Origin of the sequence: Nocardia transvalensis NBRC 15921, from assembly GCF_000308875.1 — a bacterium.
Taxonomy (GTDB): domain Bacteria; phylum Actinomycetota; class Actinomycetes; order Mycobacteriales; family Mycobacteriaceae; genus Nocardia; species Nocardia transvalensis.
This window is the reverse complement of record NZ_BAGL01000063.1, coordinates 56,493-70,895: the sequence shown is the minus strand read 5'-3', so window position 1 is coordinate 70,895 and position 14,403 is coordinate 56,493. Positions and strand designations below refer to the sequence as shown.

14 protein-coding genes and 1 riboswitch are annotated in these 14,403 nt (G+C 70.0%); of the genes, 10 read left to right on the top strand and 4 right to left on the bottom strand.

The genetic code is table 11. From position 1 onward, the window contains the following. Positions 1-108: 108 nt before the first annotated feature. A riboswitch (cobalamin riboswitch) is annotated at positions 109-305 on the bottom strand. A 259-nt stretch (positions 306-564) separates the two neighbouring features. Both ON41_RS22250 and rsmD read left to right on the top strand, forming a co-directional pair. Next, the gene (locus ON41_RS22250; protein ID WP_040749654.1) at positions 565-3,969 is read left to right on the top strand and encodes a pyruvate carboxylase; all 3,405 of its coding nucleotides are present in this window, start codon (positions 565-567) and stop codon (positions 3,967-3,969) included. A gap of 24 nt (positions 3,970-3,993) precedes the next feature. Further along, the gene (rsmD, locus tag ON41_RS22245) at positions 3,994-4,551 is read left to right on the top strand and encodes a 16S rRNA (guanine(966)-N(2))-methyltransferase RsmD (RefSeq protein ID WP_040749653.1); all 558 of its coding nucleotides are present in this window, start codon (positions 3,994-3,996) and stop codon (positions 4,549-4,551) included. Positions 4,552-4,563: 12 nt separating this feature from the next. Here rsmD and ON41_RS22240 read toward each other — a convergent pair whose 3' ends face one another. Further along, the gene (locus ON41_RS22240; RefSeq protein WP_040749652.1) at positions 4,564-5,151 is read right to left on the bottom strand and encodes a helix-turn-helix domain-containing protein; all 588 of its coding nucleotides are present in this window, start codon (positions 5,149-5,151) and stop codon (positions 4,564-4,566) included. A gap of 56 nt (positions 5,152-5,207) precedes the next feature. Here ON41_RS22240 and ON41_RS22235 point away from each other — a divergent pair, with 56 nt between their 5' ends. Beyond that, positions 5,208-6,254 carry an NAD(P)/FAD-dependent oxidoreductase gene (locus ON41_RS22235; protein WP_218003542.1) on the top strand — a complete coding sequence of 349 codons (1,047 nt, stop codon included), beginning with the start codon at positions 5,208-5,210 and terminating at the stop codon, positions 6,252-6,254. A gap of 10 nt (positions 6,255-6,264) precedes the next feature. Here the strand turns inward: ON41_RS22235 and coaD are convergent, their stop codons facing one another. From coaD to ON41_RS43660, 3 genes are all read right to left on the bottom strand, one after another. Continuing rightward, on the bottom strand, positions 6,265-6,750 hold the full coding sequence (gene coaD, locus ON41_RS22230; protein ID WP_040749651.1) for a pantetheine-phosphate adenylyltransferase: 486 nt from the start codon (positions 6,748-6,750) through the stop codon (positions 6,265-6,267). A 54-nt stretch (positions 6,751-6,804) separates the two neighbouring features. Then, entirely contained in the window at positions 6,805-7,848 is a 1,044-nt protein-coding gene (locus tag ON41_RS22225) for a hypothetical protein (RefSeq protein WP_246460843.1), read from the bottom strand. A gap of 321 nt (positions 7,849-8,169) precedes the next feature. After that, the gene (locus tag ON41_RS43660) at positions 8,170-8,925 is read right to left on the bottom strand and encodes a GtrA family protein (RefSeq protein WP_306307788.1); all 756 of its coding nucleotides are present in this window, start codon (positions 8,923-8,925) and stop codon (positions 8,170-8,172) included. Positions 8,926-9,171: 246 nt separating this feature from the next. Here ON41_RS43660 and ON41_RS22215 point away from each other — a divergent pair, with 246 nt between their 5' ends. The 7 genes from ON41_RS22215 to ON41_RS22185 all read left to right on the top strand — a co-directional run bounded on the left by ON41_RS22215 (position 9,172) and on the right by ON41_RS22185 (position 14,393). Then, positions 9,172-9,918 (top strand): DivIVA domain-containing protein, encoded by a 747-nt coding sequence (locus tag ON41_RS22215; RefSeq protein WP_040749650.1) that lies wholly within the window; start codon positions 9,172-9,174, stop codon positions 9,916-9,918. 175 nt (positions 9,919-10,093) lie between these two features. Further along, a complete protein-coding gene (locus tag ON41_RS22210) occupies positions 10,094-10,738 on the top strand; it encodes a YceD family protein (RefSeq protein WP_051162237.1) in 645 nt (214 codons plus the stop codon). A 2-nt stretch (positions 10,739-10,740) separates the two neighbouring features. Then, entirely contained in the window at positions 10,741-10,923 is a 183-nt protein-coding gene (gene rpmF / locus ON41_RS22205; RefSeq protein WP_024806508.1) for a 50S ribosomal protein L32, read from the top strand. Positions 10,924-10,943: 20 nt separating this feature from the next. After that, positions 10,944-11,681 (top strand): ribonuclease III, encoded by a 738-nt coding sequence (gene rnc / locus ON41_RS22200; protein WP_040749649.1) that lies wholly within the window; start codon positions 10,944-10,946, stop codon positions 11,679-11,681. 24 nt (positions 11,682-11,705) lie between these two features. Further along, positions 11,706-12,563 carry a bifunctional DNA-formamidopyrimidine glycosylase/DNA-(apurinic or apyrimidinic site) lyase gene (gene mutM, locus ON41_RS22195; protein ID WP_040749648.1) on the top strand — a complete coding sequence of 286 codons (858 nt, stop codon included), beginning with the start codon at positions 11,706-11,708 and terminating at the stop codon, positions 12,561-12,563. 217 nt (positions 12,564-12,780) lie between these two features. Then, positions 12,781-13,359 carry a dihydrofolate reductase family protein gene (locus ON41_RS22190; RefSeq protein WP_040749647.1) on the top strand — a complete coding sequence of 193 codons (579 nt, stop codon included), beginning with the start codon at positions 12,781-12,783 and terminating at the stop codon, positions 13,357-13,359. Further along, on the top strand, positions 13,359-14,393 hold the full coding sequence (locus tag ON41_RS22185; RefSeq protein WP_040749646.1) for a PHP domain-containing protein: 1,035 nt from the start codon (positions 13,359-13,361) through the stop codon (positions 14,391-14,393). Before ON41_RS22190 ends, ON41_RS22185 begins: the two co-directional genes overlap by 1 nt. Positions 14,394-14,403 lie beyond the last annotated feature (10 nt).

The following is a 14,403-nucleotide window of genomic DNA, read 5'->3' as shown; positions in this document are numbered from 1 at the left end:
GTCACCGCCACAGAGCAGACGGAGCCCGAGATGCCTTCCCGCACCGGCGACCGGTGGGTGCATTGGTGTCCGCCCGCCCGATCCACGAGGCGGTGGCCGCCGGATACGGCGTATCCGGCACAGCCGGCAGGTCTTCGGACTCGCAGGCGTTCCCCGTGGGGTGGTTCCTACTGGCCGTCGCTTCCCGGATGCGGACATCCAGTGCTGATGACGGCGGTCGTTCCTGCATACCGCTGCGGGACAGTCCCGGATTCCCACCGGGTTCCCTCTGGCCGGTCACGCGGACCGGGTTCGACGCTGCCGCCCGGCGCTCGGGGCTCCAACTCGCCGGCGCAGCGAACCAGCTGCGTAGAAGAGGATAAGGCATGAGGGCAACCGGATATTCCCCTACGGGCGCCGTCGCGTCCGGCCGGCCGGACGCGTGTGGCGGGCCTGCGAAGACCGCTTCCGGCCCGTTACCGGCGGATTACGCATCTTCGCAAACGGACACGTTTCTGTTGTGAGGTTGGCTGCGAAGCCGTATTCGGCGTCCGGCGCCGCCGATGAGCCAGGTACCTTAAGTTGATGTTCTCCAAAGTGCTGGTCGCCAACCGCGGGGAAATCGCCATTCGAGCGTTCCGCGCCGCCTACGAACTCGGCATCGGCACCGTCGCGGTCTTCCCCTACGAGGATCGCAACTCGGTGCACCGGCTCAAGGCCGACGAGTCCTACCAGATCGGCGTGCCGGGCCACCCCGTGCGGGCGTACCTGTCCATCGAGGAGATCATCAAGGCCGCCCGGACCGCCGGCGCCGACGCGATCTACCCGGGGTACGGCTTCCTGTCCGAGAATCCGGACTTGGCCGCGGCCTGCGCCCGCGAGGGCATCACATTCATCGGTCCCTCGTCCGAGGTGCTGGAGCTGACCGGCAACAAGGCGCGCGCGATCGCCGCCGCCCGGGCCGCGGGCCTGCCGGTCCTGGATTCGAGCGCCCCGTCGGCCGATGTGGAGGAACTGCTCACCGCGTCGGAGTCGCTGCGGTTCCCGGTCTTCGTCAAGGCCGTCGCCGGTGGTGGCGGGCGCGGTATGCGGCGGGTCGGGGATCGCGCGCAGCTGCGGGAGTCGATCGAGGCCGCGATGCGCGAGGCCGAATCGGCGTTCGGGGACGCGACCGTGTTCCTGGAGCAGGCGGTGGTCAACCCCCGCCACATCGAGGTGCAGATCCTCGCCGATCAGCACGGCAACGTCATGCATCTGTTCGAGCGGGACTGTTCGCTGCAGCGGCGGCACCAGAAGGTGATCGAGCTGGCGCCCGCGCCGAATCTGGATCCCGCACTGCGCGAACGGATCTGCGCCGACGCGGTGGCCTTCGCGCGGCAGATCGGCTATTCCTGCGCGGGCACCGTGGAATTCCTGCTGGACGAGCGCGGCAATCACGTGTTCATCGAGATGAATCCGCGAATCCAGGTGGAGCACACGGTGACCGAGGAGATCACCGATGTGGATCTGGTGGGGGCGCAGCTGCGGATCGCCGGGGGCGAGTCGCTGGAAGACCTCGGCCTGAGCCAGGATTCGGTCGCGATCCGCGGGGCGGCGTTACAGTGCCGCATCACCACCGAGGATCCGGCCAACGGATTCCGCCCCGACACCGGCCGCATCACCGCCTACCGCAGTCCGGGCGGTGGCGGCATCCGTCTGGACGGCGGCGCCAATCTGGGTGCCGAGGTCGGGGCGCACTTCGACTCGATGCTGGTGAAGCTCACCTGTCGCGGGCGCGATTTCGGCCAGGCGGTGGCGCGGGCGCGGCGCGCGGTCGCCGAATTCCGCATCCGCGGCGTCTCGACGAATATCCCGTTCCTGCAAGCGGTCCTGGACGATCCGGACTTCCGGGCCGGGCGGGTCACCACCTCGTTCATCGATGAGCGGCCGTACCTGCTGACCCAGCGGGCCTCCGCCGACCGCGGCACCAAGATCCTGACCTACCTCGCCGACGTCACCGTCAACAAGCCGCACGGCGAGCGCCCGACCGCGGTGTACCCGCACGACAAGCTGCCCCCGATCGATCTGGCGGTGCCGCCGCCGGACGGGTCGCGGCAGCGGCTGCTGAGCCTGGGCCCCGAGGGTTTCGCGCGGGCGTTGCGCGAACAGCGGGGAATCGCGGTGACCGACACCACCTTCCGCGACGCGCACCAGTCGCTGCTGGCGACGCGAGTACGCACCAACAGCCTGATCCAGGTCGCCGGACACGTCTCGCGGCTGACGCCGGAACTGCTGTCGATCGAGTGCTGGGGCGGCGCGACCTACGATGTGGCGCTGCGATTCCTGCACGAGGATCCGTGGGAGCGCCTGGCGGCGCTGCGCGAGGCGATCCCGAACATCTGCCTGCAGATGCTGCTGCGCGGCCGAAACACCGTCGGGTACACGCCGTATCCCGAACAGGTCACGCGCGCGTTCGTCTCCGAGGCCACCGCCACCGGTATCGACATCTTCCGCATCTTCGACGCGCTGAACAACGTCGACCAGATGCGCCCCGCCATCGACGCCGTGCGCGAAACCGGCACGGCCGTGGCGGAAGTCGCGATGAGCTACACCGGCGACCTGTCGAATCCGGACGAGAACCTCTACACGCTCGACTACTACCTGAAGCTGGCCGAGCAGATCGTGCAGGCCGGGGCGCACGTCATCGCCATCAAGGATATGGCCGGGCTGCTGCGCGCGCCCGCCGCGCACACGCTGGTGACCGCGCTGCGGGAGAACTTCGACCTGCCGGTCCACGTGCACACCCACGACACCCCGGGCGGCCAGCTGGCCACGTATCTGGCGGCGTGGCAGGCCGGCGCCGACGCGGTCGACGGGGCGTCGGCGCCGATGGCGGGCACCACGTCTCAGCCCGCGCTGTCGGCGATCGTCGCGGCGGCGGCCAATTCGCCGTACGACAGCGGGCTGGACCTCGGGAACGTGTGCGATCTGGAGCCGTACTGGGAGGCGCTGCGAAAGGTGTACGCGCCCTTCGAATCCGGGCTTCCGGGGCCGACCGGCCGCGTCTACCACCACGAGATTCCGGGCGGACAGCTGTCGAATCTGCGGCAGCAGGCGATCGCGCTGGGCCTCGGCGACCGGTTCGAGGAGGTCGAGGCGAAATACGCGGCGGCGGACCGGCTTCTGGGACGGCTGGTGAAGGTGACGCCGTCGTCGAAGGTGGTCGGCGACCTGGCGCTGTCGCTGGTGGGTTCGGGCGTGGCGGTCGAGGACTTCGCCCGCGATCCGGGCAGCTTCGACATCCCCGATTCCGTGATCGGTTTCCTGCGTGGCGAACTCGGCACTCCGGCCGGTGGCTGGCCGGAACCGTTCCGCAGCCGCGCGCTGGCCGGGCGCGGCGCGGCCAAGCCCGAATCCCAGCTGACCGCCGCCGACGAGGCGGCGCTCGCGGGAACCTCGGAGGAACGGCGGGAGACGTTGAACCGCTTGCTGTTCCCGGGACCCGCCGCCGAATTCGCCGCGCACCGTGAGAAATACGGCGACACCTCCGGCCTGTCGGCCAACCAGTTCCTCTACGGCCTGCGTCACAACGAGGAGCACCGGGTCCAGCTGGAGAAGGGCGTCACGCTCCTCATCGGCCTGGAGGCCATCTCCGAACCCGACGAGCGCGGTATGCGCACGGTGATGTGCATCCTCAACGGTCAGCTGCGCCCGATCACGGTCCGCGACCGGTCCGTCTCCAGTGACGTCCCCGCCGCCGAGAAGGCCGACAAGACCGACCCCGGCCATATCGCCGCGCCGTTCGCCGGAGTCGTGACCCTGGTTGTCTCCGAGGGCGATACGGTCGCCGCGGGCGACACCATCGGCACCATCGAGGCCATGAAGATGGAGGCCGCCATCACCGCGCCCCGCGCCGGCGCCGTCCGCCGCGTGGCCATCGGCAAGGTTCAGCAGGTCGAGGGCGGCGACCTCCTGGTAGACCTCCGCCTCAACGAAACCGCCCCCGAGTGAGTGAGTTTCGGTGAGGGTGGCGGAATGACGCGGATCGTGTCCGGGGTGGCCGGGGGGAGGCGGTTGCGGGTGCCAGGGGCCGGGACCCGGCCTACCTCGGACCGGGTGCGGGAGGCGCTGTTCAACGCGCTCGCGGCGCGGATGGATTTCGAGGGGGTGCGCGTGCTCGACCTGTACGCGGGGTCGGGGGCGCTCGGGCTGGAGGCGCTGTCGCGGGGGGCCGCGCACGCGCTGCTCGTCGAATCCGATCGGAAGGCCGCGGCGGTCGTGCGGGGGAATATCGCCGAACTCGGCCTGCCCGGCGCCGAATTGCGGGTCGGTGCGGTGGGTTCCGTGCTGTCGGGCACGCCCGCGACGCCCTACGATCTGGTGTTCTCCGATCCGCCGTATGCGGTGGAGGGCGCCGAGGTGGCGGCCGACCTCACCGCGCTGGCGGGCAACGGCTGGCTGGCCGAGGATGCTCTCGTGGTGGTCGAGCGGCCTACCAGGTCGCCGGAAATCGTGTGGCCCCCGGCGTTTTCCGTGCTCAAAGCGCGGCGTTACGGCGAAACCCGTATCGAGTCGGCGGAATACGTCTCCTGATATCGAAAGGCGTTATGCGCCTGGCTCTTTGGGGCGCGCTCGCAGATGGGCGCGTTCGCCCTGTTTGCCGAAGAGGCTGAGGAGTTCCACCGGTTCGTCGCCCGCCGCGCCGAACCAGTGCGGCACCCGGCAGTCGAATTCGGCCGCCTCGCCCGGCGCCAGCACCAGATCGTGTTCGCCGAGAACGAGGCGCAGCCGCCCGTTGAGGACGTAGACCCAGTCGTAGCCCTCATGGGTCTGCTGCCGCGGCTCGCCCGGGCGGTCCTCGGGGCTCAGCACCATCTTGTATGCCTGGATACCGCCGGCGCGCCGGGTCAGCGGCACCATCGTCAGGCCGTGATGGGTGACCGGGCGCATGTGCACCCGCGGATCTCCGGTCGGCGGGGCGTCGACCAGCTCGTCGAGGGTGACGCCGTGTGCCCGCGCCAGCGGCAGCAGCTGTTCCAGCGTCGGCCGCCGGGTGCCCGACTCCAGGCGCGACAGGGTGCTCACCGAGATGCCCGTCGCCGCCGACAGGTCCGCGAGCGTGGTTTCGCGTTGCCGTCGCAGCGCCCGTAGTCGCGGGCCGACCGCGTCCAGTGTCCGATCGACATCTTCCATGTCCTCCAGTTTGCCATTCCGGCAAAGAAGTTTGCACAGGGGACCGATGCGCCCGCATGGTGGTCGGCAAGGAGGTGGTCGTGGTGACCGATGAATTGACGAGCGAATACGACGTGGTGGTGGTCGGCGGCGGTGCGGCGGGTCTGAACGGAGCGCTGATGCTGGCCCGGGCCCGCCGGTCGGTGGTGGTGCTCGATGCGGGCGATCCGCGCAACGCACCGGCGGACGGCGTGCACGGCCTGCTCGCGAGAGAGGGGATGCCTCCGGCCGAGTTGGTCGAGCGCGGCCGCGCCGAGGTGCGGGGTTACGGCGGGCACGTGGTGGCCGCGACCGTCGAGACCGTCACGCGCGACGGCGACGGGTTCACGGTGTCGCTGTCGGACGGGCGGACCGTGCGGGCCCGGCGGCTACTGGTGGCGAGCGGGTTGACCGACGAGCTGCCCGAGATCGCCGGACTGTGGGATCGCTGGGGCCGCGATGTCGTGCACTGCCCGTACTGCCACGGGTGGGAGGTGCGTGACCAGGCCATCGGTGTGCTCGGCACCGGGCCGATGGCGGTGCACGGGGCGCTGCTGTGGCGGCAGTTGAGCGATGACGTCACGCTGTTCTGCCACAGTATCGATGCGCCGACCGGTGAACAGGCGGAACAGTTGGCCGCGCGCGGTATTCGCGTCGTGGTCGGGGAAGTGAAGTCGCTGGAGATCCTCGACGACCGCCTGACGGGTATCCGCCTGGCGGACGGCACCGTTGTCGCCCGGCAGGTGCTGGCGGCCCCGTCGCGCATGGTGGCCCGCGCGGGCTTCCTGGCGGATCTGGGACTGCGCGCGGTGCCGCACGTGAGCGGTATGGGCGAGAACATTCCCGCAGACCCGACCGGGCGCACCGAGGTGCCCGGAGTCTGGGTGGCGGGCAACGTGACCGATCTCTCGGCCCAGGTCGGCAATGCCGCCGCGGCGGGCGCCCTCGCGGGCGCGCACATCAATGCCGACCTGATCACCGAGGAGACCCGCCTCGCGGTCGAGGCCGCCCGCGCTCCCTTCTCGGCCGCCGTGGAGTCCCGCGTGAGCGACCTGGTGGGAGGGGACCGCCGCCACGGCATGTGAGCCGGGCGGGTCAGCCCCGGCGTTCGGCGAGGCGGGCGAGGAGGCGCTTGTGCACGCCGGCGGGGAGCATGTCGGTGACATCGCCGCCGAAGGTCGCGACCTCCTTCACCAGGGAGCTGGACAGGAAGCTGTAGACCGGGTTGGCGGCGAGGAAGTACGTGTCGACGCCGGACAGCTTCCTGTTCATCTGCGCCATCTGTGTTTCGTAGGCGAAGTCGGTGGAGTCGCGCAGGCCCTTGACGATCGCCGTGATGCCCTGCTCCCGGGCGAAGTCCACCAGCAGTCCGTACCACGACTCGACCCGGACGTTCGGCAGGTCGGAGGTGCTCTCCCGCAACATCTCCATGCGCTCGTCGACGCTGAACATGCCCTGCTTGCTCTTGTTGATCATCACGGTCACGACGACCTCGTCGAACTGCGCGGCCGCCCGCGCGATCACGTCGAGATGCCCGTACGTCACCGGATCGAACGATCCGGAACACAATGCTCCGCCCATTCCCGAACGCTAACAGGTACACCACCCGGCCGGGGAGTGGCCTGGCCCGGCCGTTCACAGTTCGTGTAGGGCAAGGGGTTTGGGCTCGGGAAGCGGGGCCTGGCGGATGACGGCGTCGGGGCGGGATCGGCGGGCTCGGGTCAGGGCGGCGCGGAGACGGGTGGCGACCTCGTCGGTGGGGATCTCGTCCCAGGTCCAGCGGACCACCTGTAAACCGGTGGCGCGCAGGGCGTCTTCGCGTTTCTTCTCGGCGAAGACCGCGTCTCCCGGTTGCTCGCCGGGGCGGAGGAGGCGGCCGTATTTCACGCGGCCGTCGAATTCGCCGACGACGCCGGTGTCGCCGAAGAAGAAGTCGACGCGGCCCAGCAGGCGTCCGTCGCCGTAGACGTCGCCCTGGCAGCGCGGCCTGGGCAGATCGAGTCGCCGCAGCATGACCCGGCTGCGGGATTCGCCGGCGCTCTCGCTGTGCGGGTCGAGGAAGCCGACCACCCGGCGGGCCGCCGCGATCCCGTGCCGTCGCTTCGCCGCCTCCAGCTCCACGGCCAGATCGCCTGGGGTGACGCCGTATTCGCGGGCCAGCGCGTCGCCCGCGACGACCGCCGCCTCGAACGGCACCGTGCGCGCGAGGTCGACGATGGTGCGGGCCGGTGTGGTCAGGACGAAGCCGTCCAGTTCGGCCACCGTCTCCACCGGAGCGCAGTGCACCTTCGTCCCCGGTCGGATGCGGCCGCCGTTGCGCCGGTTGCGCGTGACATCGACGCGGTCCAGCAGGGCGACCCACACCGGAGCGCCGTAGACGACCGCCGCCGACTGATGACTGAGAATCGCCTCCGCCGACAGCTCGGGCAGGACCGCGTCGGCCAGCACCCGATGCCGCGCCACCGCGTCCAGTCCCGCGAACGCCGCCTCGTCGGCGTACGAGCCGCGCCGCAGCCGTAGCCACCGCCCGCCGCTGCACCGCCGCCGGATCTCGGCATCGCTCACCCCGTGCCGGACGGCCACCCGGCGCCGGTGGATCCCGTCGCCCTCCCACGCGTCGTCCGCGCAGCCGATCCACGGACCCGGCAGCGGGGGACCGCCGGGCGCGGGGGTGGTCATTCGGGCTCGCGATCGTGGCGAGGCCACCGGCGCTGCGGGGTGAACCGGTCGCAGAACGCGGCCGGCCCGACGAAGGGGCGGACCCGCACCGGGTCCGAGCGCGTTCCGCTGCGCGCCGACGTGCGACATCCCCGGCAAGGCTGCATGACTGAACCTCCACATCGAGTACTCGGCTCTGCGTTTGCTCTGTTTGGACGCCGGGTACTCCCCGCCGGTTCCTTACTCGTGTGACCAGCTCGTTCCCGCACCCCTTCCCGCTTCCCGCACGGGTTGCGGAGGGCTGGAGAGGGTGCGGGAGTACGCAGGGGGTGCGGGAAGGTGTCAGAAGACCCAGAGGCGGAGGGTGATGAAGCGGAGGGCGCCTACGGCGGCGGTGATGCCGATAACCGCGAGGGCCTCGACGACGTCGTCCATGCCGGGGGCGAGGAAATCGAGGACGGCCAGGGAGGCGGAGGTGATGGCGAGGCCGGCCAGGGCCAGGCCGCCGCCCTCGAGCTGGGCGGTGAGCCAGCCGACGCGATCGGCGGCGTGGAAGGTCAGGCGGCGGTGCATCTCGTTGGCCAGCGCGGTGCTCACCACCGAACCGGTGAGGTTCGCCAGTTGCGGGCCGCCGCCGTAGCAGGCCATGAACAGCAGGAAGTAGCCGATATTGCTGAGCCCGCCGACCAGTGCGAACCGGATCAGCTGCGGCAGCCACTTGTCCCCGCGCAGGTACGCGCCGGCCTGGACCAGCAGGCCGCCGGTGGAGGAGAGGTCGGACCCGTCGTCGTCCAGGACGGCGACATCGGTCTCGCTCGTGGGTGACCGGTGTTGCGCGGCGGCCCGGGACTGCCCGCCCGTGGTCAGCCGCGACAGCAGCGACGGTCCGGTTTCGGCGGGGTGCGGCGGCAACCGGAAGATCTCGGGCGGCGGTACGACGAAACCGGCGCCGAGCCAGATGGTCCAGGGAATCGGGGAACGCCGCGAACGCGCGCGGTGCTCGGCGGCTTTCTCGTCGGGCTGCGCGGGTACAGGAGAACCGGGCTGGGGGTTGGTCCCCAGTCCTCGATGTACCGGATACAGGACAGCCATCGTCATTCCGATCCAACGTCGCCGGGCACTACCTGTGGCGGTGGCCCAGCTGGTCTACCGCTCAGTAGAAAGATAACACCAAGTGGAGAGAATTCCTCCACTTGATTTCTGTGGCATAGGAAACACACCCACGACACACCGTGGGTGAACTGGGCAGATGATCGTGACGAGGGGCACACTGGGCCCAGGCTGTTACAAGGCCGGGCGGCAGGAATCGCCGTGAGAGTTCGGTAGGAGAGTGGGGTCAGCAGGATGTACCGCGTATTCGAAGCACTCGACGAACTGGTCGCGATCGTGGAGGAGGCGCGCGGGATCCCGCCGACCCGCAATTGCATCGTCCCGCGCGGCGACGTGCTCGAGCTGCTGGACGACGTGCGCGATGCCATCCCCGGCGAACTCGACGACGCGCAGGACGTGCTGGACCACCGCGACAAGATCGTCACCGACGCCCGCGACACCGCCGAGACCACCGTCACCACCGCCGACGAGCAGGCCAAGCACACCGTGAACGCGGCCCGCGAGGAGGCCGACCGCATTCTGGCCGACGCCAAGGCGCATGCCGACCGGATGGTCGCCGAGGCGAGCGCCCACGCCGACCACCTGGTCGCGACCGCGCAGGCCGAGGCGGAGCGGGTCGTCACCGACGGCAAGGCCGAGTACGAGGCGGTCACCGGCCGCGCCCGCACCGAATCCGAGCGGATGATCGCGGCCGGGCAGGCGTCCTACGACCGTTCGGTCGCCGAGGGCCGCGCCGAGCAGGAGCGCCTGGTGACGCAGACCGAGGTGGTCCGGGCCGCGCACGCGGAGTCGGCCCGCCTCATCGACTCGGCCCAGGCGGAATCCGACCGGCTGCGCGAGGAATGCGACCACTACGTCGACGGCAAGCTGGCCGACTTCGAGGAGACCCTGCACGGCGCCCTCCGCACGGTCGGCCGCGGCCGCCAGCAGCTCCGCGCGGGCGCGGGCGTCCCGGACTACGCCTCGGAGTTCCGCCGCTGATCCCGGCCAAAAGCGTGCCGGGATAGGGGAGGGCGCGTCGGGATGCGTGGAGGGCATGTCGGGTGACGTGGGGGATCACGGTGGGTTGACGGGCCTGGATTTGGGCTGGAGGTGCGGTTTCGCGTACCGTTGAGTGGTTGCCCAAATCCCAGACCTCAACGTGAGTGAGTTCGTGATGCCCGCCGAATCCGGTTCCGGTTCGCGTCGTCGTTCGACCGACGCGGATTTCGTGCTGGACACCCGCAGCCTCGGACGCGCCGCCGGCTCGATGAAGCAGGTGCGGCGCACCGTGAGCGCGCCGCGCCGGATCGGCCTGGAGATGGTCGCCATTCCGGTGGGCGGCGAGATCCAGGCGGATCTGACGTTGCAGTCGGTCTCCGAGGGCGTGCTGGTCACCGGCACCGTCACGGCGACGCTGGAGGGCGAGTGCTCGCGCTGCCTCGAGCCGTTCACCGAGGAGGTCGAGCTGCCGATCACGGAGCTGTTCGCCTACCCGGACAGCGCGACCGAGCAGACCACCGACGACGACGAGGTCTATCGCCTGGTCGACGACAGGATCGACCTCGAGCCGGTCGTCGTCGACGCCGTCGGCCTGGAACTGCCGCTGCAGCCGCTCTGCGAGCCCGACTGCGCCGGACTGTGCGCGGAATGCGGTGTGCGGATGGCGATTGCGGGCCCGGATCACAGGCATGAGATACTGGATCCTCGCTGGGCCGGGCTCGCGGATTTCGCGGCCGAGGCGCCCGAGGCAGATACAGACGTAAACCGATCACTTGCGGGCCGTAACGGCTCGGCAGGTTCCACAACAGAGGAGAAGTAGTCGTGGCCGTTCCGAAGCGCCGGATGTCTCGTGCCAACACCCGCTCGCGGCGCAGCCAGTGGAAGGCCACCGCGCCTACCCTGATCACCTGCCCGAACCGGGCCTGCGGTCAGAAGACGCTGCCGCACATCGCCTGCCCGAACTGCGGCACCTACAAGGGCCGCCAGGTCGCCTCCGCGGTCTGAGCGCCTATCGGTAGCCGAAGTTGACCGCCAGCAAGGACGGAGCGGACGCACCCGCAGTGGGCGATGCCGCCGACCACAGCTCTCTGCTCGAGGCGCTAGGCGTCGACCTGCGTGCCGATCTGCTCCGGCTGGCACTCACCCACCGCTCCTACGCCTACGAGAACGGCGGTCTGCCGACCAACGAGCGCCTGGAGTTCCTCGGCGACTCGGTGCTCGGCCTGAGCATCACCGAACGCCTGTATCTGGAGCATCCGGACAAGTCCGAGGGTGAGCTGGCCAAACTCCGCGCGAGCGTGGTGAACATGCACGCGCTCGCCGAGGTCGCGCGCGCCCTCGGCGAGGGCGGCCTCGGCCGCCACCTGCTGCTCGGCAAGGGCGAGGAGCTCACCGGCGGCCGCGACAAGCCCAGCATCCTCGCCGACGGCATGGAGTCGCTGCTCGGCGCGGTCCACCTGGAGCACGGCATCGATGTCGCGCGCAGCGTGGTCCTGCGGCTGTTCGCGGATCTGCTCGAGCGTGGTCCCCGCATGGGCGCCGGGCTGGATTGGAAGACCAGCCTGCAGGAGCTGACCGCCGAGCGCGGCATCGGCGTGCCCAGTTACGAGATCACCTCGACCGGCCCGGACCACGACAAGGAATTCACCGCGACCGCGATGGTCGGTGGTCAGGCCTACGGTAAGGGCATCGGCCGCTCGAAGAAGGAAGCGGAGCAGAAGGCGGCGGGCGCGGCCTGGCAGGCGCTCACCGGCGACAGCTAGCTGTCCGGACGAATCGGAGCATCGGTGCCCGAACTACCCGAGGTCGAAACCGTTCGACGTGGGCTGAGCGACCATGTGGTCGGCAGCGTCATCGAGTCGGTCACCGTCAAACACCCGCGTTCCGTGCGCCGGCATCTGCTCGGCGGTGACGATCTGGCCGCACAACTGGCCGGGCTGCGCATCGAATCCGCGCGGCGCCGCGGCAAGTTCCTCTGGCTGACCTTCGACGATCCCGACCTCGCGCTGGTCGTGCACCTGGGCATGAGCGGGCAGATGCTGGTGCAGTCCGCCGATGTCCCGCTGGAGAAGCACGCGCACATCGTCGCCACCCTGGACTCCGGATCGCAGATGCGGTTCGTCGATCAGCGCACCTTCGGCGGCTGGGCGCTGAACACGATCGTGGAGGTGGACGGCAGCCGCGTCCCCGAATCCGTCGCGCACATCGGGCGTGATCCGCTGGACCCGCTGTTCGACGCCGACTCGGTGGTGCGGCGGATGCGGGCCAAGCATTCCGAGATCAAGCGGGTGCTGCTGGACCAGACGGTGGTGTCCGGGATCGGCAACATCTACGCCGACGAGGCGCTGTGGCGCGCCCGCCTGCACGGTGAACGCATCGCCGCCAAGCTCACCGGCCCCGCCCTGCACGGCCTGCTGACCGAGGTGAGCGCGGTGATGGGGGAGGCGCTGCGGGTCGGCGGCACCTCCTTCGACGCGCTGTATGTCAACGTCAACGGCCAGTCCGGCTACTTCGAACGCGCCCTCGCCGCCTACGGCCGCGAGGACGAGCCCTGCCGGCGCTGCGGAGCGCCCATGCGCCGCGAGAAGTTCATGAACCGCTCCTCGTTCTCCTGTCCCCGGTGCCAGCCGCGGCCGCGGCGGTAAGCAGGACGTAGCCCTGCCGCTGGTGCCAGGTGGCCGCGGCGGTAAGCAGGACGTAGCCCTGCCGCTGGTGCCAGGTGGCCGCGGCGGTGCGAGCGGGTGGTCCCCCGGCGGTAACCGAGGGCGCGCCGGAGCCACATCGCTGCCACCACCGGAATTGAAGCGCTACCGTTTTCAGTGTGCCTGCCGACCGTGCTCGGCGGACCTGAAGGGAGGACGGATGCGCAAGCTGACCTATTACGTCGCATCGACCATCGATGGCTTCATCGCCGGCGAGGACGGTTCGGTCGACTTCTTTCCGGTCGGGGGTGACCACGGCCCGGCGATCACGGCGCAATATCCGGAGACCCTGCCGACGAAGGTGCGCGAGGCACAGGGCATCGACAAACTCGGCAGCTACTTCGACACCGTGCTGATGGGCCGCAAGACCCACGACTTCGGCGTCCGCACCGGAACCTCCAGCCCGTACGCCCACCTGCGGCAGTTCGTGGTGTCGACCACCCTGCCCGAGAACCCGGCGCCGGATGTCGAACTGATCCCGGGTGATCCGCTCGAACGCGTACGAGAACTGAAGCGGGAGAAGGGCCTCGGCATCTGGCTGTGCGGCGGCGGCGAACTCGCCCAGACGCTGCTGCCGGAGATCGATCAGATCTTCCTGAAGTTGTATCCGATCGTGCTCGGCGTCGGCCGTCCGCTGTTCGGCGCGACGCACCTGCCCGAACCGGCCCGATTCCGGGTACTCACCAGCCGGGTCTTCGAGGACGGAGTCGCCTTCGTGAAGTACGTACGGATTCACTAGTGGCCGAGCACGTTCCGGGGCCGGTCGAGGCGCTGCGGGAGATCGCGTTCTGGATGGAGCGCTCCCGGGCTCAGACGCATCGTGTCAAGGCCTACCGGCGGGCGGCCGATATCGTGGCCGACCTGTCGCCGGAGCGGTTCGACGACTACCGGAGAAACGGCCACTGGCAGGAGCTTCCGGGCATCGGGCCGAAGACCGCCGACGCGATCGCGCAGGCGTGCGCCGGGCAGTTGCCCGACCGCCTGCGCGAATCGCGGACGGCGGCACGGCCGATCGGCCCGGCGGGTGGCCCGTTGCGCAAGCAGCTGCGCGGCGATCTGCACACCCACTCCGACTGGTCCGACGGCGGCAGCCCGATCGAGGAGATGATGCGCACGGCCGCCGCGCTCGGCCACGACTACTGCGCGCTGACCGACCATTCGCCGCGGCTGACGGTCGCCAACGGGTTGTCCGCCGACCGGTTGCGCCGGCAGCTGGACGTGGTGGCGGAGCTGAACGAGGAATTGGCCCCGTTCCGCATCCTCACCGGTATCGAGGTCGACATCCTCGACGACGGCGCCCTCGACCAGCAGAGCGACCTGCTCGCACGCCTCGATGTCGTGGTCGCCAGCGTCCACTCCAACCTCCGCGCCGACAGCGAGACCATGACCCGCCGCATGGTCTACGCGGTCGCCGACCCGAATGTGGACATCCTCGGCCACTGCACCGGGCGGCTGGTCGAGGGCGCGCGCGGCACCCGGCCGGAATCGCAGTTCGACGCGGAGGTGGTGTTCGAGGCCTGCCGCCGCTACGGCACCGCGGTGGAGATCAACAGCCGCCCCGAGCGCCGCGATCCACCGAGCCGGCTGCTGCGGCTCGCGGTCGAGATGGGCTGCTACTTCTCCATCGATACCGACGCGCACGCGCCCGGCCAGCTGGATTGGCAGGGCTACGGATGCGAGCGCGCCGTCGCCAACGACGTCGCGGCCGAACGGGTGATCAACACCTGGCCGCTGCCGGAGCTACTGGAGTTCACCACCGCTACGAACCGATAGCCGCACGCGA

Bases quoted from the DNA above. Each gene is read 5' to 3' on its own strand.
- ON41_RS22240 (WP_040749652.1), bottom strand. From the start codon at position 5,151: ATGGAAGATGTCGATCGGACACTGGACGCGGTCGGCCCGCGACTACGG.
- coaD (WP_040749651.1), bottom strand. From the start codon at position 6,750: ATGGGCGGAGCATTGTGTTCCGGATCGTTCGATCCGGTGACGTACGGG.
- ON41_RS43660 (WP_306307788.1), bottom strand. From the start codon at position 8,925: ATGACGATGGCTGTCCTGTATCCGGTACATCGAGGACTGGGGACCAAC.
- rsmD (WP_040749653.1), top strand. From the start codon at position 3,994: ATGACGCGGATCGTGTCCGGGGTGGCCGGGGGGAGGCGGTTGCGGGTG.
- ON41_RS22210 (WP_051162237.1), top strand. From the start codon at position 10,094: ATGCCCGCCGAATCCGGTTCCGGTTCGCGTCGTCGTTCGACCGACGCG.
- ON41_RS22225 (WP_246460843.1), bottom strand. From the start codon at position 7,848: ATGACCACCCCCGCGCCCGGCGGTCCCCCGCTGCCGGGTCCGTGGATC.
- ON41_RS22215 (WP_040749650.1), top strand. From the start codon at position 9,172: ATGTACCGCGTATTCGAAGCACTCGACGAACTGGTCGCGATCGTGGAG.
- ON41_RS22250 (WP_040749654.1), top strand. From the start codon at position 565: ATGTTCTCCAAAGTGCTGGTCGCCAACCGCGGGGAAATCGCCATTCGA.
- ON41_RS22190 (WP_040749647.1), top strand. From the start codon at position 12,781: ATGCGCAAGCTGACCTATTACGTCGCATCGACCATCGATGGCTTCATC.
- ON41_RS22235 (WP_218003542.1), top strand. From the start codon at position 5,208: ATGGTGGTCGGCAAGGAGGTGGTCGTGGTGACCGATGAATTGACGAGC.